The 25213-nt window shown below is 58.0% G+C and carries 27 protein-coding genes; 14 read left to right on the top strand and 13 right to left on the bottom strand.

What is annotated here, in order from left to right:
• Positions 1 to 21: 21 nt before the first annotated feature.
• The gene (locus ACIOWE_RS02680) at positions 22 to 843 is read right to left on the bottom strand and encodes an aldo/keto reductase (RefSeq protein ID WP_401387039.1); all 822 of its coding nucleotides are present in this window, start codon (positions 841 to 843) and stop codon (positions 22 to 24) included.
• Positions 844 to 1141: 298 nt separating this feature from the next.
• Between ACIOWE_RS02680 and ACIOWE_RS02675 the strand changes: the two genes are divergently transcribed.
• Both ACIOWE_RS02675 and ACIOWE_RS02670 read left to right on the top strand, forming a co-directional pair.
• Complete coding sequence (locus ACIOWE_RS02675; RefSeq protein ID WP_401387036.1) at positions 1142 to 1738, top strand: hypothetical protein; 597 nt, start codon at positions 1142 to 1144, stop codon at positions 1736 to 1738.
• 139 nt (positions 1739 to 1877) lie between these two features.
• Positions 1878 to 2282, top strand: coding sequence for a hypothetical protein (locus tag ACIOWE_RS02670; protein ID WP_401387033.1), 405 nt, complete (start codon positions 1878 to 1880; stop codon positions 2280 to 2282).
• A gap of 305 nt (positions 2283 to 2587) precedes the next feature.
• Here the strand turns inward: ACIOWE_RS02670 and ACIOWE_RS02665 are convergent, their stop codons facing one another.
• A complete protein-coding gene (locus ACIOWE_RS02665) occupies positions 2588 to 3736 on the bottom strand; it encodes an aldose epimerase family protein (RefSeq protein WP_401387030.1) in 1149 nt (382 codons plus the stop codon).
• A 244-nt stretch (positions 3737 to 3980) separates the two neighbouring features.
• On the opposite strand from ACIOWE_RS02665, the gene ACIOWE_RS02660 reads away from it, so the two are divergent.
• The 3 genes from ACIOWE_RS02660 to ACIOWE_RS02650 all read left to right on the top strand — a co-directional run bounded on the left by ACIOWE_RS02660 (position 3981) and on the right by ACIOWE_RS02650 (position 7183).
• Positions 3981 to 4730 carry a hypothetical protein gene (locus ACIOWE_RS02660; RefSeq protein WP_401387027.1) on the top strand — a complete coding sequence of 250 codons (750 nt, stop codon included), beginning with the start codon at positions 3981 to 3983 and terminating at the stop codon, positions 4728 to 4730.
• Positions 4731 to 4949: 219 nt separating this feature from the next.
• Positions 4950 to 6164: an MFS transporter gene (locus ACIOWE_RS02655; protein WP_401387024.1), complete on the top strand. Its 1215-nt coding sequence runs from the start codon at positions 4950 to 4952 to the stop codon at positions 6162 to 6164.
• Positions 6165 to 6397: 233 nt separating this feature from the next.
• Positions 6398 to 7183, top strand: coding sequence for a sulfite exporter TauE/SafE family protein (locus tag ACIOWE_RS02650; protein WP_401387021.1), 786 nt, complete (start codon positions 6398 to 6400; stop codon positions 7181 to 7183).
• A 71-nt stretch (positions 7184 to 7254) separates the two neighbouring features.
• Here the strand turns inward: ACIOWE_RS02650 and ACIOWE_RS02645 are convergent, their stop codons facing one another.
• Positions 7255 to 7719: a GNAT family N-acetyltransferase gene (locus tag ACIOWE_RS02645; RefSeq protein ID WP_401387018.1), complete on the bottom strand. Its 465-nt coding sequence runs from the start codon at positions 7717 to 7719 to the stop codon at positions 7255 to 7257.
• Between the two features lie 208 nt (positions 7720 to 7927).
• Between ACIOWE_RS02645 and ACIOWE_RS02640 the strand changes: the two genes are divergently transcribed.
• Entirely contained in the window at positions 7928 to 8494 is a 567-nt protein-coding gene (locus ACIOWE_RS02640; protein ID WP_401387015.1) for a DUF4174 domain-containing protein, read from the top strand.
• A 185-nt stretch (positions 8495 to 8679) separates the two neighbouring features.
• Here ACIOWE_RS02640 and ACIOWE_RS02635 read toward each other — a convergent pair whose 3' ends face one another.
• Together ACIOWE_RS02635 and ACIOWE_RS02630 are read right to left on the bottom strand one after the other, a co-directional pair.
• A complete protein-coding gene (locus ACIOWE_RS02635) occupies positions 8680 to 9300 on the bottom strand; it encodes a TIGR02646 family protein (protein WP_401387012.1) in 621 nt (206 codons plus the stop codon).
• Positions 9293 to 10657 carry an AAA family ATPase gene (locus ACIOWE_RS02630; RefSeq protein WP_401387009.1) on the bottom strand — a complete coding sequence of 455 codons (1365 nt, stop codon included), beginning with the start codon at positions 10655 to 10657 and terminating at the stop codon, positions 9293 to 9295. Before ACIOWE_RS02630 ends, ACIOWE_RS02635 begins: the two co-directional genes overlap by 8 nt.
• Before the next feature lie 523 nt (positions 10658 to 11180).
• Here ACIOWE_RS02630 and ACIOWE_RS02625 point away from each other — a divergent pair.
• Together ACIOWE_RS02625 and ACIOWE_RS02620 are read left to right on the top strand one after the other, a co-directional pair.
• Entirely contained in the window at positions 11181 to 11474 is a 294-nt protein-coding gene (locus ACIOWE_RS02625) for a DUF6124 family protein (RefSeq protein ID WP_401387006.1), read from the top strand.
• Positions 11475 to 11490: 16 nt separating this feature from the next.
• Entirely contained in the window at positions 11491 to 11757 is a 267-nt protein-coding gene (locus tag ACIOWE_RS02620) for a hypothetical protein (RefSeq protein WP_201233059.1), read from the top strand.
• 217 nt (positions 11758 to 11974) lie between these two features.
• On the opposite strand, the gene ampC is transcribed toward ACIOWE_RS02620, so the two are convergent.
• A complete protein-coding gene (ampC, locus tag ACIOWE_RS02615) occupies positions 11975 to 13141 on the bottom strand; it encodes a class C beta-lactamase (RefSeq protein ID WP_401387003.1) in 1167 nt (388 codons plus the stop codon).
• Between the two features lie 160 nt (positions 13142 to 13301).
• On the opposite strand from ampC, the gene ACIOWE_RS02610 reads away from it, so the two are divergent.
• Positions 13302 to 14174, top strand: a complete 873-nt coding sequence (locus ACIOWE_RS02610; RefSeq protein ID WP_401387000.1) for a LysR family transcriptional regulator — start codon at positions 13302 to 13304, stop codon at positions 14172 to 14174.
• Positions 14175 to 14303: 129 nt separating this feature from the next.
• Here the strand turns inward: ACIOWE_RS02610 and gudD are convergent, their stop codons facing one another.
• The gene (gene gudD / locus ACIOWE_RS02605; protein ID WP_401386997.1) at positions 14304 to 15647 is read right to left on the bottom strand and encodes a glucarate dehydratase; all 1344 of its coding nucleotides are present in this window, start codon (positions 15645 to 15647) and stop codon (positions 14304 to 14306) included.
• Positions 15648 to 15671: 24 nt separating this feature from the next.
• Positions 15672 to 17018, bottom strand: a complete 1347-nt coding sequence (locus tag ACIOWE_RS02600; protein ID WP_401386994.1) for an MFS transporter — start codon at positions 17016 to 17018, stop codon at positions 15672 to 15674.
• Positions 17019 to 17374: 356 nt separating this feature from the next.
• Between ACIOWE_RS02600 and ACIOWE_RS02595 the strand changes: the two genes are divergently transcribed.
• On the top strand, positions 17375 to 18088 hold the full coding sequence (locus ACIOWE_RS02595; RefSeq protein WP_401386991.1) for a FadR/GntR family transcriptional regulator: 714 nt from the start codon (positions 17375 to 17377) through the stop codon (positions 18086 to 18088).
• A 92-nt stretch (positions 18089 to 18180) separates the two neighbouring features.
• Entirely contained in the window at positions 18181 to 18411 is a 231-nt protein-coding gene (locus tag ACIOWE_RS02590) for a hypothetical protein (protein WP_401386988.1), read from the top strand.
• Positions 18412 to 18573: 162 nt separating this feature from the next.
• On the opposite strand, the gene ACIOWE_RS02585 is transcribed toward ACIOWE_RS02590, so the two are convergent.
• A complete protein-coding gene (locus ACIOWE_RS02585; RefSeq protein ID WP_401386985.1) occupies positions 18574 to 19470 on the bottom strand; it encodes a DMT family transporter in 897 nt (298 codons plus the stop codon).
• Positions 19471 to 19571: 101 nt separating this feature from the next.
• Here ACIOWE_RS02585 and ACIOWE_RS02580 point away from each other — a divergent pair, with 101 nt between their 5' ends.
• Positions 19572 to 20435 carry a LysR family transcriptional regulator gene (locus ACIOWE_RS02580; RefSeq protein ID WP_401386982.1) on the top strand — a complete coding sequence of 288 codons (864 nt, stop codon included), beginning with the start codon at positions 19572 to 19574 and terminating at the stop codon, positions 20433 to 20435.
• A gap of 146 nt (positions 20436 to 20581) precedes the next feature.
• Here the strand turns inward: ACIOWE_RS02580 and yegQ are convergent, their stop codons facing one another.
• The gene (yegQ, locus tag ACIOWE_RS02575; protein ID WP_401386979.1) at positions 20582 to 21925 is read right to left on the bottom strand and encodes a tRNA 5-hydroxyuridine modification protein YegQ; all 1344 of its coding nucleotides are present in this window, start codon (positions 21923 to 21925) and stop codon (positions 20582 to 20584) included.
• A 192-nt stretch (positions 21926 to 22117) separates the two neighbouring features.
• Between yegQ and ACIOWE_RS02570 the strand changes: the two genes are divergently transcribed.
• The gene (locus tag ACIOWE_RS02570; protein WP_401386976.1) at positions 22118 to 22804 is read left to right on the top strand and encodes a cysteine hydrolase family protein; all 687 of its coding nucleotides are present in this window, start codon (positions 22118 to 22120) and stop codon (positions 22802 to 22804) included.
• A gap of 111 nt (positions 22805 to 22915) precedes the next feature.
• Entirely contained in the window at positions 22916 to 23977 is a 1062-nt protein-coding gene (locus ACIOWE_RS02565) for an AI-2E family transporter (RefSeq protein WP_401386973.1), read from the top strand.
• Here the strand turns inward: ACIOWE_RS02565 and ACIOWE_RS02560 are convergent.
• From ACIOWE_RS02560 to ACIOWE_RS02550, 3 genes are all read right to left on the bottom strand, one after another.
• Positions 23974 to 24156, bottom strand: a complete 183-nt coding sequence (locus ACIOWE_RS02560) for a hypothetical protein (RefSeq protein ID WP_401386970.1) — start codon at positions 24154 to 24156, stop codon at positions 23974 to 23976. The genes ACIOWE_RS02565 and ACIOWE_RS02560 overlap by 4 nt on opposite strands.
• Before the next feature lie 102 nt (positions 24157 to 24258).
• A complete protein-coding gene (locus ACIOWE_RS02555; protein WP_201237577.1) occupies positions 24259 to 24453 on the bottom strand; it encodes a hypothetical protein in 195 nt (64 codons plus the stop codon).
• A 231-nt stretch (positions 24454 to 24684) separates the two neighbouring features.
• The gene (locus ACIOWE_RS02550; RefSeq protein ID WP_166226097.1) at positions 24685 to 25041 is read right to left on the bottom strand and encodes a hypothetical protein; all 357 of its coding nucleotides are present in this window, start codon (positions 25039 to 25041) and stop codon (positions 24685 to 24687) included.
• Between the last annotated feature and the right edge of the window lie 172 nt (positions 25042 to 25213).

Below are 25213 nucleotides of genomic sequence, written 5' to 3'. Positions count from 1 at the left end.
AAGCCCTCGCCAGCTGCTGGCTCAGACCATGGCCAGCCGCTGCTTGCGTTGTGGCGCTTGAAACGCCTGGTCCAGCGCCGCCAGATCCCCGGCCTCCAGTTGCAGCTGCGCCGCTTGTGCATTGAGTTGCACATGTTCCGGTCGCACAGCCTTGGGAATCGCAATCACACCATCCTGACGCAGAATCCACGCCAGCGAAACCTGTGCGGGGGTTACCCCATGACGAATGGCAATCTGATTCAGCAGCGGTTCAGCCAGCATCGCGCCGCCCTGACCAATCGGACAGTAGGCCATCAACGGCATGCGCTGGTGTTGGCACCACGGCAGCAGGTCGAATTCGATGCCGCGCTCTTCCAGGTTGTAGAGCACCTGATTGGTCGCGCAGGCTGAACTTGAAAGTTCTTCGAGGTCATCGACGTCGAAATTCGACACGCCCCAACGACCGATCTTGCCGTCCTCGCGCAGGCGTTCGAACGCCTCGACGGTTTCTTCCAGCGGATACTGGCCGCGCCAATGCAACAGATAAAGGTCTATGTAATCTGTACCGAGCCGGCGCAGGCTGCGTTCGCAAGCCTGCGGGATGCCTTTGCGGCTGGCGTTGTGCGGGTAGACCTTGCTGACCAGAAACACCTGATCGCGAATACCGGCAATGGCTTCGCCGACAACTGTTTCGGCACCACCCTCGGCGTACATCTCCGCCGTATCGATCAGGGTCATGCCCAACTCGATACCCGTGCGCAGCGCCGCCACTTCACGCGTGTGCGCCGAACGGTCTTCGCCCATGCGCCAGGTGCCCTGGCCAATCACCGGCACCTGCACACCGGCCAATTCGAGAGTACGCATGCAACCTCCTTTCTGAACGTGTCGATATCTTTTAGTGGGCAGCAGGATAGCGCAGGGGTTCCAAATGAGGATCTTCGGTTCGGCGACGGCGATTGACCTTTCGCGAGGGCAAGGCCATTTCACAAGTGCGCAAGAAGTTGCGCACTTTTCGTCGTTTATTTCGGTTCAAGCGACGTAGGAATACGATAGGTTTCGCTCAGGACCCTGATCCGCAAGGGCTTTGTGATATCTGGCATGAAGTTTGATAACAACAGCATGCCGCGGGTACAAACGCCGGTAGCGCGTAATAAGGGAATACATGATTTCTACTGATTTTCATCAGCTTGTTCAGTTGTTCATAGAGGGGGAGGGTAATCTTCAGCCAGGTATTTTTGGGTTGAGCGGCGTTTCCGAGTCGGATTTCATAAGCGCCGATTTTGAACTGATCGGCGATCCGGGTGGTTTTCATTCTTTCGAGAAAGCATTCGAAGTCCCTTATTTTCGTAGAAAAATAACGGTTGTTTTCAAGCAGTATTTTTTTGCGAGCGAGAGTTTGGGGGGAGGTCTTGGTGTTGCCGGTGGGGTCAGGCTGACTTCGCTTTTGAGAAGGCAGCCATTTGCTACATCAAGGGGGCATGTCGATACGAATCGTATGGCGTTCTTTTTTATCGAGGATAAAAGTGATGGGGCACTGATTTTTGAAGAAAAAATCGTCATAACATTCGACCAGTGGTCCAGGCGCAATTCTTATATTGTTTCAACGGTGGAGTGTGATTTTGATAATGCACACTTCAATGAAATAGCTAAGAAAGCGGTTCGCGAAACGTTAGAACCGTTCACTCACGATTCGATGAGTAGAGATGCAAAGCGACGAGGCTGCTCACGCGCATTGAATCGTTTGATTGCAACGCTTTAATCCGCACTGCTGGTCAGGCCTGCCATGAAGCAGTTTACGGATGATGTACCTGGTGGTGGCGGCGCGCGCAAGGTCACTACAAAAAGCCTCAGTTATAGTTCGGTGTTCAACAAGTCGCTTCAAATTTAAAGGAATAAACATGAAAAAAGCTGCTTTCTTTTTTGCCATCACTGCCGCTTTCGGCACCGTCAATGTTGCCCACGCGGAGGGGCCGGACGCTGCCACGCTGAAGGGAATATATGACATGGGACGTAACACGGCCGGCCTGATCAAGCATTGCGTTGACAAAGGCTTGCTGAAAGCCGACAGCGTGGATAACGCCAACAAAATGGTAGGGTTTGTGTCCGAGATGCCGGGGGAGATGGACAAGAGCGAAGGAGACAAAAGCGAAGCCAACGGGCGCAAAGGGGAAGTGCTGACGGAAGGTAAATACCAGAAACTGGAAGCCAACCTGCCATCGAACCTGACGCTCAAGCAGTGGTGCGAACAGGCCGATCAAGGCATGCGCGAGGGATTGAAAAGCGCCGGGCTGATCGAGGGCTGATCTGACCTGATCAAACACCAAAGACGCTCGCCGAACGCGGGCGTTTTTTATTTCTTTCTGGAGCACCGCAGTTGATCCTCGTTCTTGTGTGTGCAGGATCTGATTTCGCTTTAGAACGGAAGGTTAGGAAAACTGCGGTGTAGAGACGATCTTTAATTTCTACGAAAGCAGGTTTTATGAAGTTGCCTGTGGTGAGGATATTGTCAGGGTTTTTGCCGTTCCCAAGCACTTCGACAATGATAGATGACGGGGCCGCTTAGCGGCCCGGCGGGAGCAAGCTCCCTCGCCACAGATGCAGTGTGGAGCTATTTTGCGGAGAACTTCAGCACCACGCTGTGGGCATAAGTCTGCCCCGGATCAAGCCGAGTACTCGGGAAGTTCGGCTGGTTCGGCGAGTCCGGATAGTGCTGCGTTTCCAGGGTAAACGCGCCCCAATGCGGATACACCTTGCCGCCCTTACCCTTGACGGTACCGTCGAGGAAGTTGCTGGTGTAGAACTGCACCCCCGGTTCCGTGGTGAACAACTGCAGCACACGACCAGACTGTGGATCACTCACCTCAGTAGCAACTTTGCCGATGTCGCCCTTGGTATCCAGCGCCCAGTTGAAATCGAAACCACCCTGTTTCGGCTCGGCGAATTTCAACTGCGGATGATCAGCCTTGATATGCGTGCCGATTGCGGTCGGTTTGGTGAAATCCATCGGCGTGCCCGCCACGGGCGCCAGTTCGCCGGACGGGATCAATTTGGCAGTGACCGGGGTGTAATGGCTGGCGTGCAGCGTGGCGACCTGTTTGAGAATGTCGCCATTGCCGGCGCCGGCGAGGTTGAAGTAGCTGTGGTTGGTCAGGTTGAGCACCGTCGGTTTGTCGGTGCTGGCCTTGTAGTCGATGCGCAACTCATTGTTGTCGGTGAGGCGATAGGTCACTTCGGTGGTGAGGTTGCCGGGGAAGCCCATTTCGCCGTCCGCCGACAGATACGTCAGGGTCACGCCGACCGAATCCTTGTCCTTGGTTTCTTGTGCTTTCCAGACTTTCTTGTCGAAGCCCTGCGTGCCGCCGTGCAGTGCATTGGTCTTGTCGTTTTGCGGCACTTGATAGCGCTTGCCATCGAGTTCGAAAGCGCCCTCGGCCAGACGATTGCCAAACCGGCCGATGGTCGCGCCGAAATACGCGGTGCCTTTCTGATAACCCTGCACATCATCGAAACCGAGCACGACATCGTCGAACTTGCCGTGCTTGTCCGCCACTTTCAGCGATTGCAGGGTCGCGCCGTAGGTGATGACGGTCGCTTGCATGCCGTGGCTGTTGCGCAGGATGTATTGCTCGACGGGCGTGCCGTCATTGGTTTTGCCGAAGGCTTTGTGTTCGGCGCTGAGGCCCGCCGCGTTGGCGGAAAGGGTGGCGATCATCAGAGAGAGTCCGAGGCCGGAGAGCAGGTGACGGGATTGAAGCATGGTTGACCTTCCTTTTTGTTTTTGTTTTCGAATCCCATGTAGGGATGGTATTAGTCATGCTATTTGCGATGTGAGTGAAAATTTATAGCGGATTAAACGTTTATTGCAAAAATAAAGTCGGACTAAATGGTTGCCGAAGGTCGGGAAATACCGTGGGCACTGCACTTTTTCGCAATCGGCGGCTCTATCCATGGCCAGGATGCGGTGACTCCCGCCGCACAGGAATGTGCCTGTTCGAGAATTCATGCCGAGCGTTTTTCATCTGATCACTGTGTTTTTCCGCCGACCGTGCCTGCTGCTGGTGTGTTTGTCGTCGCTGCTGTTCAGCGGTTGCAGCCACCAGGACGGCAACGGCTTTTTCAATCAGATGCGTGAAGGCCAGCCGCAGGAATTCCTGCAGACCAGCGTCGACCGCATGGCGACGTTGGCGATGCGCGACAACCTCAACAGCCTCTACCGCTTGATGGGCAAGCTGTATCTGCGCAACCCCGAAGAACTGCGCAAATCCGGTTTCCTCAACATCAGCACAGCGGTGAAGCAGGTGCGCCTGGCCATCGAGCAGCAACAGCCGCTGCCGGTGCTCGGCGATCGCAAGGATCTGGCTGCGCTCAGCTATGCGATGAGTCCGGAGTTTCTCGGTGATCGCGTCGGTGCGTTTATCTATGCGATCGGCAGCATGCTGGTGACCGCCCATGGCAATCGCACCGAGTTCTACATGACCGACGCGATCAATCCGACATTCGTGCACAACGCTGCACGCAATATCGAAAAAGCCACGTGGATTTTGTCCCAGCGACAGAACAAGGAAGGCCAGCCGTTGTTGTTCTCCAACGAGATCTCGGAGGAGGGCAGCAACCTGAGTTTCGCCACCGAGTTCGGCAAAATTGTGGCGCGGCTGGACCTGATCACGCAGATGCTTGATGAGCGTTACCGGCGGATCGGCCTTAACTATGCACAGAGTTTGCTGTTCCTGAATTTCCTGCCGGTGCAGTGAGTTCGGCGGGGGCGGTGATGATCAATGCACCACAAAACCCTGTGGGAGCTGGCTTGCCAGCGATAGCGGTGGGTCAGGCAAAGCAGTGTTGCCTGACCTGGCCTCATCGCTGGCAAGCCAGCTCCCACAAGGTTATGTGGTGCACATTGACTCAATAGCCAATGCGGTTTTTGTATACAATCCATCGCCGCTATTGATCAAAAGGGAGCAGTACCCGTCATGACCGACCCCGCAAGCGCCGATTTCAGCCGCGTCGACCGCACCGCCCGTGCGGACAAACTGCCTTATGCCGCGTTGCTGGCGTTCGCCATGACCGGTTTCATTGCCATCCTCACCGAAACTCTGCCGGCCGGGCTGCTGCCGCAAATCGGCGTGGGCCTCAACGTCAGCGAAGTGCTCGCCGGGCAACTGGTGACGTTGTACGCGCTGGGTTCGATAGTCGCGGCGATCCCGCTGACCGTCGCCACGCGTGGCTGGCCTCGGCGGCGGGTGTTGTTGATGACGGTGGGCGGGTTTCTGCTGTTCAACACCATCACCACGTTTTCCACCCACTACGGTCTGACCCTGGCCTCGCGCTTTCTCGCCGGGATGGCGGCGGGGCTGTCGTGGGGGATCATGGCCGGGTATGCGCGCGGGATCGTGCCGGTGCATCAGCAGGGGCGGGCGCTGGCGATTGCCATGCTCGGCACCCCGGTGGCGCTGTCGTTGGGCACGCCGGCGGGGACGTGGCTGGGCAATCTGATCGGCTGGCGTGCGTCGTTCGGGATCATGTCGGCGCTGGCCCTCGTGCTGGCAGCGTGGATCGTCATCGCGGTGCCGGATCGACCGGGGCAGGCCAGTGACGAGCGTCTGCCATTGCTCGAATCGTTGCGCCTGCCGGGCGTGCGGCCGGTGTTGTTCGTGGTGCTGACGTGGATGCTCGGGCACAACATTCTCTACACCTACATCTCACCGTTTTTGATGCAGGCCGGTCTCGCCGACCGGGTCGATCTGGTGTTGCTGGTGTTTGGCCTGTGTTCGCTGGTGGGAATCTGGATCATCGGCCTGCTGGTGGATCGCTGGTTGCGCTGGCTGACGTTGATCAGCCTTGCGGTGTTTGCACTGACAGCACTGGTGTTGGCGCTGATTGCGCCGTCACCGTTGCTCATTTATGCCTGCATGGCGGTGTGGGGCCTGTCGTTTGGCGGCTCGGCCACCTTGCTGCTGACTTCGGCGGCGGACTCGGCCGGTGAGCATGTCGACGTGGTGCAGGCGATGCTCACCACCTCCTGGAACGTAGCGATTGCCGGCGGTGGCTTGTTTGGCGGCTTGTTGCTGGATCGGGCGGGGGCGATGTCGTTTCCGTGGGCGCTGCTGATTCTGTCCCTCATCGCTTTGGCGACGGTGTGGATCAACAAGACCCACAGCTTCAAACCGGGGCGGCGCCAGCATTGACTCATCAACCACTCCATAACCTTTGTGGGAGCGAGCCTGCTCGCGAATACGGTGGGTCATTCAACTCATCTGTCGACTGACACTACGTCTTCGCGAGCAGGCTCGCTCCCACAGGTGGAGAATAGTGGTGATTTCGATATTGCATAACGATAGACCGCATCGATATATGTGGTTATAAGAAAAATCGCTATGCTGCGGGCCAGATTTTTCCTGTCGTTTTTCTGGACGGTTTAATGGAATTGGCAAATTTCGGCCTGATGATTGCCGGGCTGGTGGTGGGGTTTATCGTCGGCATGACCGGTGTCGGCGGTGGTTCATTGATGACGCCGATCCTGCTGTGGTTCGGCATCAACCCGGCAACGGCGGTGGGCACTGACCTGCTGTACGCCGCCATTACCAAATCCAGTGGTGTGCTGGTTCATCGCAAGAACAAGAACATCGACTGGGCCATTACCGGCTGGCTTACCCTCGGCAGCGTGCCGGCAGTGGCCATGACCCTGTGGTTTCTCAGCACCCTGCACACCGCGCCGGATGCGATGAACGCCATCATCAAGCAGGCGTTGGGCTTCGTGTTGTTCGCCACCGCGCTGGCGATTTTCTTCAAGAAACGCTTGCTCGAATTCGCTCACAAACGTGCGGGCGGCAACTACAACCCGAGTGGTTCGCGGCTGAACGTGATGACCGTGATCACCGGTCTGATCCTCGGCACCATGGTTGCCCTGACCTCGATCGGTGCTGGTGCCTTGGGCACGGTCGCGCTGTTCATCCTCTATCCGCTGTTGCCAACGCGCCGTCTGGTTGGCACCGAAATCGCTCACGCCGTGCCGCTGACGCTGGTGGCAGGTCTTGGCCACGCGAGCATGGGCAACATGGATTGGGGCGTGCTGGGCTTTTTGCTGGTCGGTTCGCTGCCAGGCATCTGGCTCGGCAGCCACCTGACCGGACGCATCTCTGATGAAGTGCTGCGTCCGTGTCTGGCGACGATGCTGGTGTTGATCGGTTACAAATTGGCGTTCTGATCCGGCCTCAATCTCTGAGTCGGAACAAAACCTGTGGTAAGGGGATAAATCTCCTCGCCACAGGGGTTATCTCAGTCGGCAAAGGTGTACTTCATGATCGTCACCGGCAAATCTTCGTAGACCAGATCCTCGACCACTTCCCAGCCCAGCCGCGCATACAGTGATTGCGCCGCGTCGGTGTACAGATACAACTCCCGCACACCCAGCCCCGCAGCCTCTTCAACAATCCGCTTGACCAGTTGCGAAGCGATCCCGCGTCCACGGTCCTCGGCTTTCACATAAACCCCGGCCAGCCAGGGCGTCAGGTCCGGGCGGGTTTTCATATCGCTGTCGATCAGCAGCGCGCCGCCGAGCAACCTGCCGTCTTCGATCGCCACCACCACGCTGGGAATCGCGCCCTTGCCGCACGCCGCGCGCATACGTTCGGTGCGTGCTACAAGGGTATCGCCCGGGCGAAATTCACCCCATTCCTTGAAGTTGAGTTCGGCCAGTTCTTCAATCAGTTCGGGGTGATCGCAAAGGTAGTCGAGGTGCATGCGGTTGAACTCCATTTCGTCGGCGAAACGACCACCCTAATGCGCTCATGAAAGGTAATCAAATCCACCTCACGATTGCGCGCATCCGGTTGCGCAATGTCCGGGCTGACCTAAGCTTCTGACAAGGCGAAACATATTTGCCGGGCGCGCCCGGAACAATCGCCACGATGCGCAATCATTAGAGCGTGGATATCAAAAGGAGATGCGCATGCTCATCAGGTCAATGACCCTGACACTCTTGCTGGCGATTGCCGGCCCCTTGTTCGCCGCTGAAAACGATTCGCCGACTGCCGGAGATATGGGCCGTGCCCGACCGCTGATCGTGATCGCGCAAAGCACCGTTGACCCCGTGTGGGTGGGCCTGAAAAAGTCGCTGGAGGATCCGGCGAACAAGAAAGGCGTCGCCGATCGCAACATCAAGGTCTACACCATCCTCAACATGACCGGCCAGCTCGATGGCAAGGACCTTGGCCAGCAGGACACCATGGCGTTGCTGCGCTCTCTGAAACTGGGTGCCGGGGCTTATCCGAAAGTGTTCCTGGTCGGCAAGGACGGCGAGACCAAACTCTCGGCGTCGGGGGATGAAGCGAAGTCAGTGGACCTGAAGAAAATCTTCGACACCGTTGATGCGTTGCCAGCCACCGAGAAGGACATCGCCCCACCGTCCGTGGCGACGACACCCGCGGCCACCGAACCGGCGACGAAAGGCGCGAAAGGTGCCAAACCGACAAAACCCGCCAAACCGGCCAAGCCACCGGAAATGCCGGATGACTGATGGCATGGCCTGAATCAAAAAATGGGCGACCTCAACAGGTCGCCCATTTTTTGTTGCCTGCAAAAGATCGCAGCCTGCGGCAGCTCCTACAGGATCGGGTTTTCACTCGGTCAATGTAAGAGTTGCCGCAGGCTGCGATCTGTTGATCTTCAAGTTTCGCAAATATTAATCTGCTGCCAGGTGCATCACGGCAGAATCTGGCGGATTACATTGACCAAAACGGGAGAGAAGGGCTGAAGCTGACCCCTTTGAGGCGTCAACATATCTTCGAGAAGGATGCTCAAGAGATCCTCGTCCTCCAGTCCGTCAGGTCGCAGCCCTCCGGTAAAGATAAGGTCATCGACCATCCGTTTGCGTTTTTCGATGAGGCCGCGATTGCTTTCTTCGGTGTCGCCAAGATTCAGCGTCTTGATTGATTCTGTGGCTCGGTCGGTTTTGCCAACGACGCGTCCGGACAGGTAAAACTTGAGCTCGGTTTCGCACTCAGCCATGAACGGCGTCACTTTGAGCGGCTGAGTCTTTCGACCATGCCCACAGTGATGACGACTCTCGCAACTGGCAACGATGTTGCTGAAGTCCAGGGTGCGCGCAGGGAATCGATCCTGGGCTGCGACGTGTTCGTTGTGTGCGGCGCCAGCGGAGATGGACTGGCAGCAATAAGCGCAGAGTCCGAATTGTTCAGTGATACAAGCTGCGCGAACGGATTGACGTTCTTCGGCGGGCAAATCGCGATAAGTTGCGGTGTTGTTTCTGACCTTCCATTGGCTCAGCGATGCTGGCTCAGTTCCTTTGAGAATCTTACGCACTGCGCAACTCCAGTTTGCGGATCAGCAAAGCGGCTTTTGCCAGCTCGATATGACCCTCGGGAAGCTCCTTGGAAAGCTCGGTGAAAAGCGTCTGAGCTTTCTTCAGCTCACCGTCCTGCAAACATTCCATCAATCGATTCAGGCGTTTCTGCACGTCGCTGTTGCGAATATCGGTGTCCATGACTTCCAACAGCACCTGATTAGCATCCAGACCGTACAGGCCGTTGTGTTCGCGGATTTCGCCGTCATTGAGTACGTAAACCAGCACATCCTTGGCGTCGCTGATCACCAGCGGCGAGTGCGTGGTCAGGACGAACTGGCAGTTCGGGAAGGTTTCGCTCAACTGCCGGATCAGGCTGCGCTGCCATCTTGGGTGCAGGTGCAGATCGACTTCGTCGATCAGCACGATGCCGTCGCCGTGCAGCGGGTTGTCCAGCGACTGGTTCATCATCGCCAAGCGCCGTGCGATATCACCGACCAGTGCCATCATCGACTTCTCGCCTTGGGAGAGTTGGGCGACGTTGAGGGTGACGCCGTCCTTGTCGATGGCCATGTGCAGGCGTGGTTTGCGCTGGACACGCAGGTTGGTAAAGCCGGGCATGAATGCGGCGATGGCTGAGCGCACGGCGGTCAACTGGCGGTCGCGGGAGGAGGCTTTCAGATTGGCCAGGGTTTTCCAGACATCGCTGTCGGTGCCGAATTTCTCGGAGATTTCGGCCAGAGCTGTGTCGGAAATGCCGGTCTCGTTTTCGCTGTCCTCGCGCTCGCGGAACCATTCGAAGAAACGGCGGAAGTCGACGCCTCGGTTGAGCGAGTTGTCGTAGCCGTCGAGTTGGTCGAAGGTGTGTTTGGTGCGGATTTTTAGCGGGATTTCGAGGACGGAGCGTTCGACCGGGTAGTAGGCGATTAGGGGGAGGGAGGCTTTGTCGTCTTCGGTCAAACCAGAACGGTAATGATCTGCCAGGAGGGTTACTTCTGTCAGGGTGCTATGCATAGGGGTTTTATGCCCTTGTCTTCCTCGGCCAATTGCCCAAACGAAAAAAGGGCTATTTGGGTCATCGGGAAAACTTAATCCTGGATGGGTATAGTCTGCTACGGCAATTGTAATGACCGAACTAGACGCGCCATTCCGGATTTCTTCTTGTGCAATGGGGCTGCCATTGCCTTTTTCAGTGCGAATTCTTGCAACCAGCCAGCTCAGCGATACGGCAAGCGACTTGAGAAGTGTTGTTTTGCCTGCACCATTGTTACCCACCAAAACAGTTACATTCGAAGGGTGTTTTAAGGTTGGGGCGAGTTCAAGAGTCAGTTCTTTGAACCTGCCAAAGTCCTTTAGCTTAAGTTTGGTGATTTCCATTACAACGCCCTTTGCCGCTCAGTCGGTTTGTATGCTTTGGCGCGCATTATGTCACTCGTGGACGCGGATTGATTCGATGCAGTGTAGATACAACAAATTCAGTCACTCCTCAAAATTCGTTGCAGCATATTCCTACGGAAATGTCTGAGGCAAAGGCCTGCGTCGACCGTGGATTTTTCCTGCAAGTCGCGGCGGCGTTGGTGAACTGGTGCGCTGTGGGGCAGGGGAATATCCTTTTTTGGCCGCTGAAAAAAACAGCGGTCGGATGTGGAAGTCCGGTGATTTCCCGAGAGCGCATATGCGCCCGTAAACACATGTCGGCGATTTATATGCCAACATTGTGGCTTATGGCAGCTATGCGCAGGAGCACTCTCGAGTGCACCGGGTTCCTCGGGTTGTCCCGGACTTCCACACCTGCGCAAAGCTGCCACCCTCTCGTGGAAGTGAGTTTGGCAGTTTTTCTTTAAATGCCCCGAGGGTTTAATTTATGAAAAAACATACTCCAAGTCCTGCTGAATCCCCCATGACTTCAGGATCCTTCGACTCCCGCAACAATCGCCTCCGCGACCCGAATCACCCCGATCCCGTCAGCTACGTCTTCACCCTCCGCCCCGATATCGATACCCCCACGCTGCTAACCCACGCTTGCGAAACCCTCGTCTCACTTAACGTCCTGACCACCGACATGGCCTGCAAGCTGGACGATTCCCAGCGCAGCCTCGCCTTGGCGATTCAGCAATTGGCCGTGACCGGCGAGTTGCTGGTCAACCGCGCACTGGACAATCTCGACCCGCAGCAAACCGCAATTCAACATTGAACAGGGAGGTTCAAGCATGGCGCGCTACATCCCCATTACCGGTATCGACTGCAAGATTCCATGTCTGCTGATCGACAGCGAAGCACCCGTAGACGTGTTGCACGGTACGGCGGCGTATCGCTTGCGCTGTGTGACGCAGTTGCTGGAAACCTTGGCGCTGGAAGAGGGCAAGGGACACGATGCCTTGCTATTGCAGGATTTCGCCCGGGTGTTGGCGATTCCGTTGCGTGACAGTTGTGACTTGATGGATGTCATCGGGTGGCGGTTGCAGGCGCAGCTTTAAGCGCTGAAACAAAATGGGCGACCTCAGGAGGTCGCCCATTTTTTTGTGAGTAGAGAACCCTGTGGTGAGGGGATTTAGCGAAACGTCGCACCGCCCCGATGGGCTGCGAAGCAGTCCCAAAGCCATTCGATACGGTGTATGTAATGCAAACCCAGTTGTTCGGATTGGGGCCGCTTCGCAGCCCATCGGGGATAAATCCCCTCACCACGGTTTTGGGTCAGTCCTTCAGCGCACTGAAAATCTCATGCGCAATCTTCACCCGTTCCGCATTCGGGTAATTCTTGTTGGCCAGGATCACGATGCCCAGATCCTTCGACGGCACAAACGCCACGTACGCGCCAAAGCCACCGGTGGCGCCGGTTTTGTTGTACAGCACATTCGCCGGTTCAGGCTGCGGTGCGTTCAGCCATTTGACCTTGTGCGCCTCCATCGCCATCGGCGTCGAGTTGCCGTCCTGCAGTTTTTTCAGGCTGATCGGATACGCATAACGTTCCCAGCCCAGGCCTTGGGTCATGTCGCCCACGCTGTAGTAACCCGTGTGCGTCGCGGCGATGGCGTTTTGCAGCGGTTGTTGCAGGCTGGCCGGTTTCAGGTTGGCCTCGACGTAACGCAGCATGTCCGCCGCGCTGGTCTTGATGCCATAGGCTTCGGCGTCGAGAGCACCGGGGCTGACTCGCACGGGCTGGTCGTTTTTGTCATAACCCTTGGCGTAGAACTGCTCTTCGGACGCGGGCACTTGAATAAAGGTGTGCTTGAGGCCGAGTTGCGGCAGCAGGGTTTCACTCATGGCCTGATCAAATGGCTGGCCGAGACTTTTCGCCGTCAGGTAACCGAACAGGCCCAGGCTCGGATTGGAATACAGACGATGGCTGCCCGGCGGATAAGCCGGTTTCCATTGCTGGTAATAGCCGAGCATTTTGTCGGCGGAGTCCGCTGCGTCAGGGAACTGCAACGGCAAACCGCCGGCGCTATAGGTGCCCAGTTGCAGCACGCTGATGTTGTCGAAAGCACTGCCTTTGAGTTCCGGCCAGAGTTGGCTGGACTTGGTCGAAAGGTCCAGTTTGCCCGTTGCCTGGGCGTAACCGGCGAGCATTGCGGTGAAGGTTTTACTCACCGAACCGATTTCAAACAGGGTGTTTTCGCTGACTTTCTGCCCGGTATCCTTGGCGGCGACGCCGTAGTTAAAGTAATGCGCCTTGCCGTTATAAGTGAGTGCGATGGCCAGGCCGGGAATGTTTTGTTGTTGCATCACCGGTGTGACCACACCGTTGACCAGCGCTTGCAGTTGTTCATCGGTTTGTGGGGCTGCCATGCACGTGGCAGCGCCGAATAACAGGCCGAAAGCACTGCGGGAAATGACTTTGGTCGGGTTGATGAAGGACATGAGTGAACCACTCTCCATGAGTGTTGAGGGTGATATCCCGCTAGACTGCGGGCAATTTCAACGTTGGGCGGCTGATCAGCGCCGACAATTTAGGCAGTCTGGCATTCATCGGCAAACGATGAAAACTCGGATGAGCCATTAGAAAAATTTGGGACATGGCATGATTCGACCTCAATTGCCGCTCAATGCATTGCGCGCTTTCGAAGCATCGGCGCGGCATCTGAGCTTCACCCGTGCTGCCGTGGAGTTGTGCGTCACCCAGGCCGCCGTCAGTCATCAGGTCAAAAGCCTCGAAGCGCAGCTCAACGTGACCCTGTTCAAACGCTTGCCCCGTGGGCTGATGCTGACCAGTGAGGGCGAAACCTTGCTGCCGGTGTTGAGCACTTCGTTTGACCATATCGCGCAGATTCTGGAACGCCTGGCCGGTGGACAATATCGCGAGATGTTGACGGTTGGCGCGGTCGGCACGTTCGCCGTGGGTTGGTTGTTGCCGAGGCTGGCGGACTTTCGGGCGAAACATCCGCTCATAGATTTACGGCTGTCGACGAACAACAATCGCGTGGACGTTGCGGCAGAAGGGCTGGATTACGCGATCCGTTTTGGCGCGGGGGCGTGGCATGGCATTGAGGCAACGCGTTTGCTCGATGCGCCGCTGTCGGTGTTGTGCGTGCCGGAAATCGCCCGGCAATTGCACACGCCGGGGGATCTGTTGCAACAGAACCTGCTGCGCTCCTATCGCACCGATGAATGGCCGGAATGGTTTCAGGCGGCGGGGCTGGCGACCCAGGCGGCACCACCGCAGAGCATCGTCTTCGACTCGTCATTGGCGATGATGGAAGCGGCGTTGCAGGGCAGCGGGGTGGCGTTGGCGCCGCCGCTGATGTTCGCCCGGCAATTGGCGGCGGATGCGATTTGCCAGCCGTTTGCGATTGAGATTACGACGGGGAGTTACTGGTTAACGCGGTTGCAGTCACGCCCGGAAACGGCGGCGATGATGGCCTTCAAAAACTGGCTGCTACAAATCTCAGGTTGAAATAAATACCCCCTGTAGGAGTGAGCCTGCTCGCGATAGCAGTGTGTCATTCAACATTTATATCGACTGACACACCGCTATCGCGAGCAGGCTCACTCCTACAAGGACGGTGGTGAATTCAACTGATGATCAGCGCACCAGACACGGTCGCCTGTTATCGAATTTCCACCCGGGAATCAAAAACTGCATGGCCACGCTGTCATCCCGCGCGCCGAGGCCCATGCCTTTATACAGCTCGTGCGCCTTGGCCAACTGGTCCATGTCCAGTTCGACGCCCAGCCCCGGTTTCTGCGGCACCTGCACGCAACCGTCGATGATTTGCAGCGGCGCCTTGGTCAGGCGCTGGCCGTCCTGCCAGATCCAGTGGGTGTCGATGGCGGTAATTTCACCCGGCGCGGCCGCAGCGACATGGGTGAACATCGCCAGGGAAATATCGAAGTGGTTGTTGGAGTGTGAGCCCCAGGTCAGGCCCCACTCATGGCACATCTGCGCCACGCGCACCGATCCCTGCATGGTCCAGAAGTGCGGGTCGGCCAACGGGATGTCAACGGACTGCAACTGGATCGCGTGACCCATCTCGCGCCAGTCGGTGGCGATCATATTGGTGGCGGTTTTCAGTCCGGTGGCACGGCGAAACTCGGCCATCACTTCGCGGCCGGAATAACCGTTTTCCGCACCGCACGGGTCTTCCGCGTAAGCCAGTACATGATGCTGGTCACGGCAAAGACGAATCGCTTCTTTCAGCGACCATGCGCCATTCGGATCGAGGGTGATCCGCGCTTCGGGGAAGCGCTCGGCCAGTGCCGTCACCGCTTCGATTTCGGCATCGCCGCTGAGTACGCCGCCCTTGAGTTTGAAGTCCTTGAAACCGTACTTCGCATACGCGGCTTCCGCCAGGCGTACCACGGATTCGGCGGTCATGGCCTTCTCGTGCCGCAGGCGAAACCAGTCATTGTCGGCATCCGGCTCACTGCGGTAAGCGAGGTCGGTTTCGCGCTGATCGCCGACATAAAACAGATAGCCGAGCATCTTCACTTCATCGCGTTGCTGACCTTCGCCGAGCAGCGCCGCGACCGGTACGTCGAGGTGCTGGCCGAGCAGGTCGAGCAGGGCGGCTTCGAGGCCGGTGACCGCGTGAATGGTGATGCGCAGGTCGAAGGTTTGCAGGCCACGGCCGCCGGCGTCGCGGTCGGCGAAGGTCTGGCGCACTTGGTTGAGGATCTTCTGGTAGGTGCCGATGGGGCTGCCGATCACTAGGCTGCGTGCGTCTTCCAGTGTCTGGCGAATGCGTTCGCCACCGGGCACTTCGCCGACGCCGGTGTGGCCGGCGTTGTCCTTGAGAATGACAATGTTGCGCGTGAAGAAAGGTCCGTGGGCGCCGCTGAGGTTGAGCAGCATGCCGTCGTGACCGGCCACCGGGACGACTTGCATGTCGGTGATGATCGGGGCTTTGGCGGTGTTGTCTACGTTCATTGTTTTTATCCCTGGAGTCGGAAGTCAGGCGTGTTTTGGCGCGGCGTCGGTCACGGCAATGGCCGGTGTGGGTTTCGCGGTGGTGCGGGCGAAAAACACGATGATCGCGGCGATGATCGAGGTCGCGGCCAGGCCATAGAGGCCGCCCTGAATCGAGCCGGTGTGTTCTTCGAGCAGGCCGAATGTGGTCGGCGCGACAAAGCCGCCGAGGTTGCCCACCGAATTGATCAGCGCGATCACTGCCGCAGCGATTCGTGCATCCAGATACGCCTGTGGAATCGGCCAGAACAGCGACGAGGCAGACTTGAAACCCAGCGCCGCAAAGCAGATCGCGACGAAGGCGAAGATCGGCCCGCCGGTGGTCGACATGAACATCCCCGCAGCGGCGATCAACAGGGCGGTGGCGACCCACGCCTGCTGGTGTTTCCACTTGGCCGAGAACGTGGCGAAGGCATACATGCCGACAATCGACAGCAGCCACGGGATCGAGTTGAACAAGCCGACCTGGAAGTCGCTCATCTCGCCCATCTTCTTGATGATGCTCGGCAGCCAGAAGGTCGCGGCGTAGATCGTCAGTTGAATGAAGAAGTAGATCAGACAAAACAGAATGATCTGGCGGTCCTTGAGCAGTTTGCCCATCGATGGCCGGATCGGCGTGGCGGCCTCGCGGGCCTTCTGTTCATCGTCGATGGCCGTGACCAAAGCATCCTGTTCGGCGCGGGTCAGCCATTTCGCGTCGTGGGGTTTGGCGTCGAGCCAGAACCAGACGAACACGCACAGGCACACCGAGAACATCCCCTCAATGAAGTACATCCATTGCCAGCCGTGCAGGCCCAGACCTTCAATTTGCAGGAGCAGTCCGGACAGCGGGCCTGAGATCAAAGACGCCACGGCTGAACCACTGAGGAAAATCGCAATGGCTTTGCCGCGCTCCGCGCCCGGCAGCCAGCGGGTGAAGTAATAAATCACCCCGGGAAAAAAACCGGCTTCGGCCACGCCGAGCAGAAAGCGCAGAACGTAGAAGTGGGTTTCGTTCTGGATGAACGCCATGCCGGCGGCGACCAGTCCCCAGGTGAGCATGATGCGAGTCAGCCAGATGCGCGCGCCGACTTTCTGCAAGAGCATGTTGGAGGGCACTTCGAACAGGGCGTAACCGATGAAGAACAGGCCGGCGCCGAAGCCGTAAGCGGCGGCGCCGATGCCCAGGTCGTGTTCCATATGCGTGCGGACGAAACCGATGTTTACCCGGTCAATGTAATTGACGATGAACATGATCACGAAGAGCGGCAGGACGTGGCGTTTCACTTTCGAGATGGCGGATGCCAGCGTTTCATCAACGCCCTCGTTCATCCCGGAGACGGAGGTTTTCACTTGGTTTTCTCCCACTGATTATTTTTATGCGGGGTACGGCTGGGTCGTGCGATGTTGATAGACATCATACAACCTGATTTTTTTGTCCTACAAGTGGGAGGGACTGATTAATTTCCTCTGATGCACGGTTTTTTTATTCCTTCTCAGGTTTTGGTCTAGATTTTATTGGGTGATATCGGCGTGAGAAAGAAGCGAATACCGTTTGCTACTGATGTGCAGGCTTTGTGGGAGTGCTGAGAAAATTGGCGGTTATTGAATGTTGTCATACAAGTTGGTGGTAGGTTCAAGCTAGAATCAAGCTTGTCAGCCATCCGCTCAGTGCTACGATCCGCAAGCCCCGTTCACCGGAACCGACCATGCAAGAAGATCTCGACGCTCCCGCCCGAAAACGCGTGCATAACCTCGCGCATGATCTGGTGGAAAAACTCACGCAAAGCATCCTGCTCGGGCAGATGTCGCCCGGCGACAAACTGCCGTCGGAAAACGCGATCGTTCAGGAGCACGGTGTCAGCCGCACGGTGGTGCGCGAGGCGATTTCCAAATTGCAGGCTTCGGGGTTGGTCGAGACGCGCCACGGCATCGGCACCTTTGTCATTGAACGTGTACCGGAGCAGGGCCTGCGCCTGAATGTGGATACGGCACTCGGGGTGCGCAGCATTCTCGAATTGCGCATGGGCCTGGAAACGCAGGCCGCCGCACTGGCTGCACAGCGACGCAGCGAGCAGCAGTTGCTGCAGATGCGTCAGGCACTCGACGACTATCAGCGGCTGCTGGCCAACAACGACAGTTGCGTCGAGGCCGACCGGCGTTTTCATCTGCTGATCGCCGAGGCCACCGGCAACGTCTGCTTCAGCGAGATCATGCAGCAACTGGGCAGCGCGATGATTCCTCGTACCCGGGTCAACGCAGTCGAACGGGGCGCGGCGGATTTGAGCAAACTGGGGCAACTGGCCAATCTTGAACACGAGGCGATTCTGAATGCGATCAAGCGTCAGGATCCGGATGCGGCGCGTGCCGCCATGTGGCTGCACCTGACCAACAGCCGTGACCGGTTTTCTGCTCGGGGTTGATGGCCGTCGGTCTGTTCGATAGCACGCCGCCGGCAGGGCTGATTCCAAGCTGTACGGCCCGGGTTTTCCGGACCTCCTAAGCGAGGTGCGTCATGGCTAACGATTTGCTGTTTCAGGGTGGAGTGCTGCCCACCGACCCGACCCGGCCGCTGCCCGGTACCGATGAACCGACCCTGGCTGATCACGATTCGCCGATGGGAATGCCCCCAGGGCGCGATCCGTTGAGTGATGCTGACCGGCCGGACGACTGGAAGGATCCGGCGGCGGATGACGATGTGCCGCCGGCAGATGAACCGACGCCGTTGTCGGATGATCGGCGCTGATCGGTGATTGCCTTGATAATGTGTTGTTATTCAGGGCGTCATCGCGAGCAGGCTCACTCCTACAGGGTTTTATGGCATGCCCAGAATCCATGTGCATCCACCGCCCATTGTAGGAGTGAGCCTGCTCGCGATTGCGGAATTGAATTCAGCACATCTCCGGGATCAGACCTCAACAGCCCGAACACCCCAAACCCGCCGCTCCAGATTCAACGCCAACACACTGATCAATACTACCGCCGAGCCGACCAGCACCATCAAGCTTGGTCGCTCGCCCAATCCCACCGAAGCAATAGCCATCGCCGTCGGCGGAATCAGGTACAGCGTCATCGTCGCCCGACTCAAATCCACATGCCTGAGCACAAATCCCCACGCCAGATAGGCCAGCGCACTGGGAAAAATCCCCAGCGCCAGCACCGCCCATTGCACCCGCAGCGGTGCTTTCATCACGGTCTCGCTCAACCCCGGCAAATAAATCATCAGCAGCAATGTCCCTGACCACACCGCATAGCACACCAGGCTCAAGCCGTCATAACGACGGGCATGATGCTTTTGCAGGGCGAAATAAATGCTCCACGACAGCGCCGCCAGCAGGATCAACAAGCCATGCGCATCAATCTCGCCGAGGCCGCGATCACCACTGACCACAATCACCACACCGACCAGCCCGAGCAACACACACGCCCAACGCCAGGCACTGACCTGATCCTTGAACACGAAACGCGCCAACAACGTGCTGAATAACGGGCTCGATTGCGCCAACACACTCGACGCGCCGGCACTGACACTTTGCTGGCCAATGTTCAGCGCAACGTGATGCAGGCTGACCGCGAAGAATCCCAGAGCGAACAGCAGCGGCACATCACTCAGGCGTGGCAAGCGAATGCCTTTGCACGCTGCGATGACTGCCATGAACACCGATGCCAGCAAAAACCTCATCAGCGCCAGATGCCCAGGATCGTAGGCTTGCAGGCCGATGTGAATGCCGGTCGGCGAATAGGCCCAGCAGCCGACGACAAAGGCCATGGCCAGAACAATTTTCAAGGAGGAGGGAGGCTGCATGATCGAGGCACCAAGGGGGTTGATGCGCCGAGTATCCGGGCGGTCAATCGTTCGCCACAACTGACTTATACTGCGCTGAATGTTCACTCAGAGTGATGAGTATGGAGCTGGCACAAATCCGTATGTTCAAGACCGTGGCCGAGGTTGGCAGCATCGTGCGGGCGGCGGAAAAGCTGTTTTGCGTGCCGTCGAACATCACAGCGCGGATCAAGGCGCTGGAGGCCGAGCTGGGCGTGGCGCTGTTTTTGCGTGAGGGCCGTGGGCTGCGGATCAGTCCGGCAGGGCAGACGTTTCTCGCCTATGCCGAAAAGATTCTCGCGCTGACGGCGGAAGCCAAACGCGCAGTCGATCCATCCGCCGAACCTTCGGGGCCGCTGCGCATCGGTGCCATCGAGTCGTCGGCCACCGGGCGTTTGCCACGGCTGCTGGCGAAATTTCACAAGCGTTATCCGCAGGTGGCGCTGGAACTGACCACCGGCACTTGGGGGCAGTTGCTCGACGATACGGTCAGCCATCGTCTCGACGGGGCGATTGTCGCGGTGGACGTCGAACGCTCGCAGCTCAAGCGCACGCCGATGTACCGCGAAGAGTTGCTGCTGATCGCCTCGACGTCGTTTGGGCCGGTGCACGACATCAATGATCTGCAAGACAAAACCGTGTTCATGTGGCCGCAAGGCTGCCCTTATCGTGCGGCGCTGGAGCATTGGTTGTTGCGTCAGGGGCAGGCGCTGCCGATTGTCAGCCTCGCCAGTTACGGGGCGATTGTCGGCTGTGTCAGCGCGGGCGCGGGCGTGGCGCTGGTGCCCAAAGGGGTTTTTGAGCAATACGCCAAAGGGGCGGGGTGTGTGGCGTATGAGTTTGCCGAACTGACCGCCATTGAAAACCTGTTTTACTGGCATGAAAACGCCGGTGTGCATCCGGCGCGTGAGGCGTTTGTGGCGATGTTGCGTGAGGAGTTCACCTAAGCATGCGGTGATCTATTGTGGCGAGGGAGCTTGCTCCCGCTAGAGTGCGCAGCACTCTCAAAGAACGTGCAGCACGGGAAAATTTCAGGGCCGCTCCGCAGCCCAGCGCGAGCAAGCTCGCTCGCCACAGGTATCCTATAAAGGCTTCAATTTGGCGGCGCAGTAAGATCGCGCATCAACAACCCGAAGCGCAAATCCACCGCATCTGGAATCGGCACATACACCGTATGCCCATCCCCCGGCGCCACTTCGATCGCTTCACCCTTGAGGTTGTGCAGTTCGTGCAGATCGAAGTGAAAGTTACCCTTGGGCGTCATCAGTTCCAGGTGATCACCCAAGGCAAAACGATTCTTCACCTTGACCTCGGCCAGGCGATCACGTCGCTCGCCGGTCAGCTCGCCAACAAACTGCTGGCGCTCCGACACGGAGCTGCCGTGCAGATAATTCTGGTATTCGTCATGCACATGGCGGCGCAGGAAACCTTCGGTGTAACCGCGCTGGGCCAGCGATTCCAGATCGGTCATCAGGCTGCGATCAAACTCGCGCCCGGCCACCGCATCATCGATTGCCCGGCGATAGACCTGGGTGGTGCGCGCGCAGTAGAAGTGCGATTTGGTCCGGCCCTCGATCTTCAATGAGTGCACGCCCATACGTGTCAGCCGTTCAACGTGCTGCACCGCGCGCAGGTCCTTGGCGTTCATGATGTAGGTGCCGTGTTCGTCTTCGAATGCTGGCATCAGTTCGTCGGGGCGGTTGGCTTCCTGCAACAGAAACACCTGCTCGGTGGGCGTGCCGAGGCCCAGGGTCGGCTCGGGCTGATAGGTCTGGACGATTTCGCCGAGCTGATTTTCCGTGGCCTCCTGCGCCGAGTATTTCCAGCGGCAGGCGTTGGTGCAGGTGCCCTGATTGGCGTCGCGCTTGTTCATGTACCCCGACAGCAGGCAGCGACCGGAATAGGCCATGCACAGCGCACCGTGGACAAACACTTCCAGCTCCATACCCGGCACGTGTTCGCGGATTTCACCGATTTCTTCCAGCGACAGTTCGCGGGACAGGATGATCCGGCTCAGGCCCTGTTGCTGCCAGAACTCGACGCTGGCCCAGTTCACCGTATTGGCCTGCACGGAAAGGTGGATCGGCATCTGAGGAAAATGCCGGCGCACCAGCATGATCAGCCCCGGGTCGGACATGATCAGCGCGTCCGGCGCCATCTCGATGACCGGTGCCAGATCCTTGAGAAAGGTCTTCAGCTTGGCGTTGTGCGGGGCGATGTTGACCACCACGTAGAAGCGCTTGCCCTGCATCTGCGCCTCACGAATGCCCAATGCCAGGTTGGCGTGATCGAACTCGTTGTTGCGCACCCGCAAGCTGTATCGCGGCTGGCCGGCGTAGACCGCATCGGCGCCATAGGCGAAGGCGTAACGCATGTTTTTCAGGGTGCCGGCGGGGGCGAGCAGTTCCGGGGCGGCGAGGGCAGGCGTGGGGGTCATGGCGGCGTCGATCGTAAAAGCGCGGCAGGGTAATGCGCCCGCCAATCGAGTTTATTGATCTGGATCTATCTTTGCGCGTGTGACGGGTATCTGTGCAAAAACAGCACAGATCATGTGCCGGTTGCACTGTGTTCGATGGGGCGATACGCGCTTAACCTTTGCTCATCCACTCAATAGCAGAAGGAAAGTCCCATGCAACGTTTTACCCGGCGTTTTCTTGCCGCTTGTGCATTCTCCGGTGTATTGGCGAGCACCGCCGCCGTGGCTGACGGCCATCCGACCATCCGGGCGATGTCCGGCGCCACGTCGACCGATTACTTGCCGGCGGGCAAATCCGCACTGCTGGTGATCGATTTCCAGAACGAATACTTCACCGGCAGGATGCCAATCCCGGACGGCGCCGCCGCCCTGGCGAAAACCCGTGAGCTGATTGCCTTCGCGGACAGCCACAAGATTCCGGTCTACCATGTTCAGCACGTCGCGCCGGCTGGTTCGCCGGTATTTGCCATCGATGGCGAAACGGTGAAATTTCATCAGGACATGCAGCCACGCGCCAACGATGTCGTATTGCAAAAGACCACGGTCAGCGTGTTCGGCAGCACGGATCTCAACGAGCGCCTGAAGAAGTCGGGGATTGAAACCGTGATCATCGCCGGCCTGATGACCCACGCCTGCGTCGCCGGTGCCGCCCGTGATGCCGCGCCGCTGGGTTACAACGTGATCGTTGCGTCCGATGCCTCGGCGACCCGCGCAATCACTCGCGCCAATGGTGCTTCCATCGACAAGGACTCGCTGCACAAAGCGGCGCTGGCGGAAGTCGAAGACACCTTCGGTGACGTGCTCAACACCGCGCAGATCGTCAAACTGCCGGTTCGCTAATCAGCCCGCGCTGATCCGCAACTATGCTCCATGAATAAAGATGGCACTCGTGCACGCCCCGGCGGACTAACAACCGGGGCGTGCATGACGCCTGACTGACATGGACCGGACATGAACGTAAAAAGTCTTCAATTCAAATCCCTGACCGTGCTGCTGTTGCTGGTCACGGTGGCCTTCATCTGGATTCTGCTGCCGTTTTACGGTGCGGTGTTCTGGGCGGTAATCCTCGGCATTCTGTTTGCGCCGCTGCAGCGCCGGTTGCAGATGAAATTCGGTTGGCAACGCAACTTGACCTCGCTGTGTACGTTAAGTATCTGCCTGGTGATTGCGATTTTGCCGGTGATCATTCTCAGCGTGCTGTTGGTGCAGGAAGGGGCGACGCTCTACAGCAATATTGAAAGCGGCAAACTCGATATCGCCGCCTATCTGGCGCAGTTCAAACACAGCCTGCCGCAGTACTTTCAGCACTTGCTCGATCGCTTCGGCATGGGCGAACTCAACGGCGTGCGCGAGAAAATCGTCAAAGCGGCGATGCAGGGCAGCCAGGTGCTGGCGAGTCAGGCGTTCAGTTTTGGCCAGGGGACGTTCGAGTTTGTGGTGAGCTTTTTCATCATGCTCTATCTGCTGTTTTTCTTTTTGCGCGATGGCGCGGAACTGGTGCGCAAGATACGCATCGCAGTGCCACTGGAGGAGCATCACAAACGTCGCCTGCAACTGAAGTTCAACCGGGTCGTGCGTGCGACAGTCAAAGGCAACCTGGTCGTGGCGATTACCCAAGGCGCGTTGGGGGGGGCGATTTTCTGGTTTCTGGATATCCCCAGCGCGTTGCTGTGGGCGGTATTGATGGCGTTTCTGTCGTTGCTGCCAGCGGTGGGGGCGGGGATTGTCTGGGCGCCGGTGGCTGCCTATTTCCTGCTCAGCGGGATGATCTGGCAAGGCATGGTGCTGGGCTTGTTCGGGGTGTTCGTGATCGGCTTGGTGGACAACGTGCTACGCCCGATTCTGGTGGGCAAGGACACGCGCATGCCCGACTACATGATTCTGATCTCGACCCTGGGCGGGCTGGCGGTGTTCGGCTTGAACGGGTTTGTCATCGGGCCGTTGATTGCCGCGCTGTTCATGTCGAGCTGGGCCTTGTTTATCGAGACCAAACCCAAAGTCCAGCTGCCTTAGGCGTGAAACGCTGCGCTGCCGATCTGTTGCGACAGGGCTTGCGCAGCCGGCAGGGAAGTCAACGGGCCGCTGATTACTTCGCCGTCACGCATCACATACCAACAGGCGAGCAATCCCAGCTCTCTGAGTGGTGCGGGAACGGCGCTGCCGATTACTGACATGATTTGAACCTGAGCCATGACGCGTACCTCCATCAAACGATGGGGCTACCTTAGGGGCTCGCCGTTCTCAGCGACAATCAACGCTTTCGATAGTGGTCATTGATAACAGTGAGGACTGTTTCAATCGACAACCTGGTCAAGCATGTGCACCACTTCGTGCTCATTGAGCAGGCCCTTGTGCACCAGATTTTCCGCCAGCAGCGAAAGGAATTTGGCGCAGCGGTGGCCTTCCAGGTGCTTGAGCTCGGTCAACGCGTTGTACACCTTGCTGGAGGTGCACAAGCCGACGATGCGGTGCGGATTTTGTGTAGGCATGGAGTCGTCCTTGTTGTTATCAACCTGTTGTTTACGGACGGATTCAGATTGCAGTTCCGTCATGACAAAAAAATGACCGTTTCAAGCAAAAGACCCTGTCGGTCGAATCAATCATGCCGACTTTAACGGCTGAAACTGTCCTCACAGCGACCTTTGCGAGATTTTTTCAGACGCTGGCCGACCGACGGTCATAAAAAAGCCCCGCTATAAAAGCGGGGCTTTGTGTTTCGGTTACCAGCGTGGGCCACCGTAGTAGTGTGGTCGGCCGTAGTAACCACGCGGTGGGCCGTAGTAAACAGGGGCCGGTTGCACGTAGACCGGTTGTTGCACGTAAACCGGCGCCGGCTGGTAATAGACCGGAGGCGGTGGCTGTTGCACGTAGACCGGGGCCGGTTGCGCATATACCGGCGCTTGCTGCACATACACCGGACGATCCTGATTGATCAGCGCCGAGCCGATGATGGCCGAGCCAACGATCGCGCCAAACACCGCCGGGCCTTGCCAGTAGTTGCCGCCATGGGCTTCTGCTTGCCCTGCGACAGCAAATGCACCGATCAGCAGGGCCACGATAGGGAGTTTACGAATCATGATAAATCCTCGGTTCTTCGACCCGGCGGCAGGGCCTGCACCAGGCCCACAATTGTCGCGGGGATACTTCTATGACAGCGAAATTCGGAAAATCAGCACAGCCGCTGGGTAAATTTTGTGTAAGGTCTGTACCGGCTTCTTTACCGGGCCATGCAATGGCCGCTGAGCACCA

Origin of the sequence: Pseudomonas sp. NPDC087598 (assembly GCF_044743525.1) — a bacterium.
Lineage (GTDB): Bacteria > Pseudomonadota > Gammaproteobacteria > Pseudomonadales > Pseudomonadaceae > Aquipseudomonas.
Note: the sequence above shows the minus strand (reverse complement) of the source record. Positions and strands in the feature narration are given on the sequence as shown.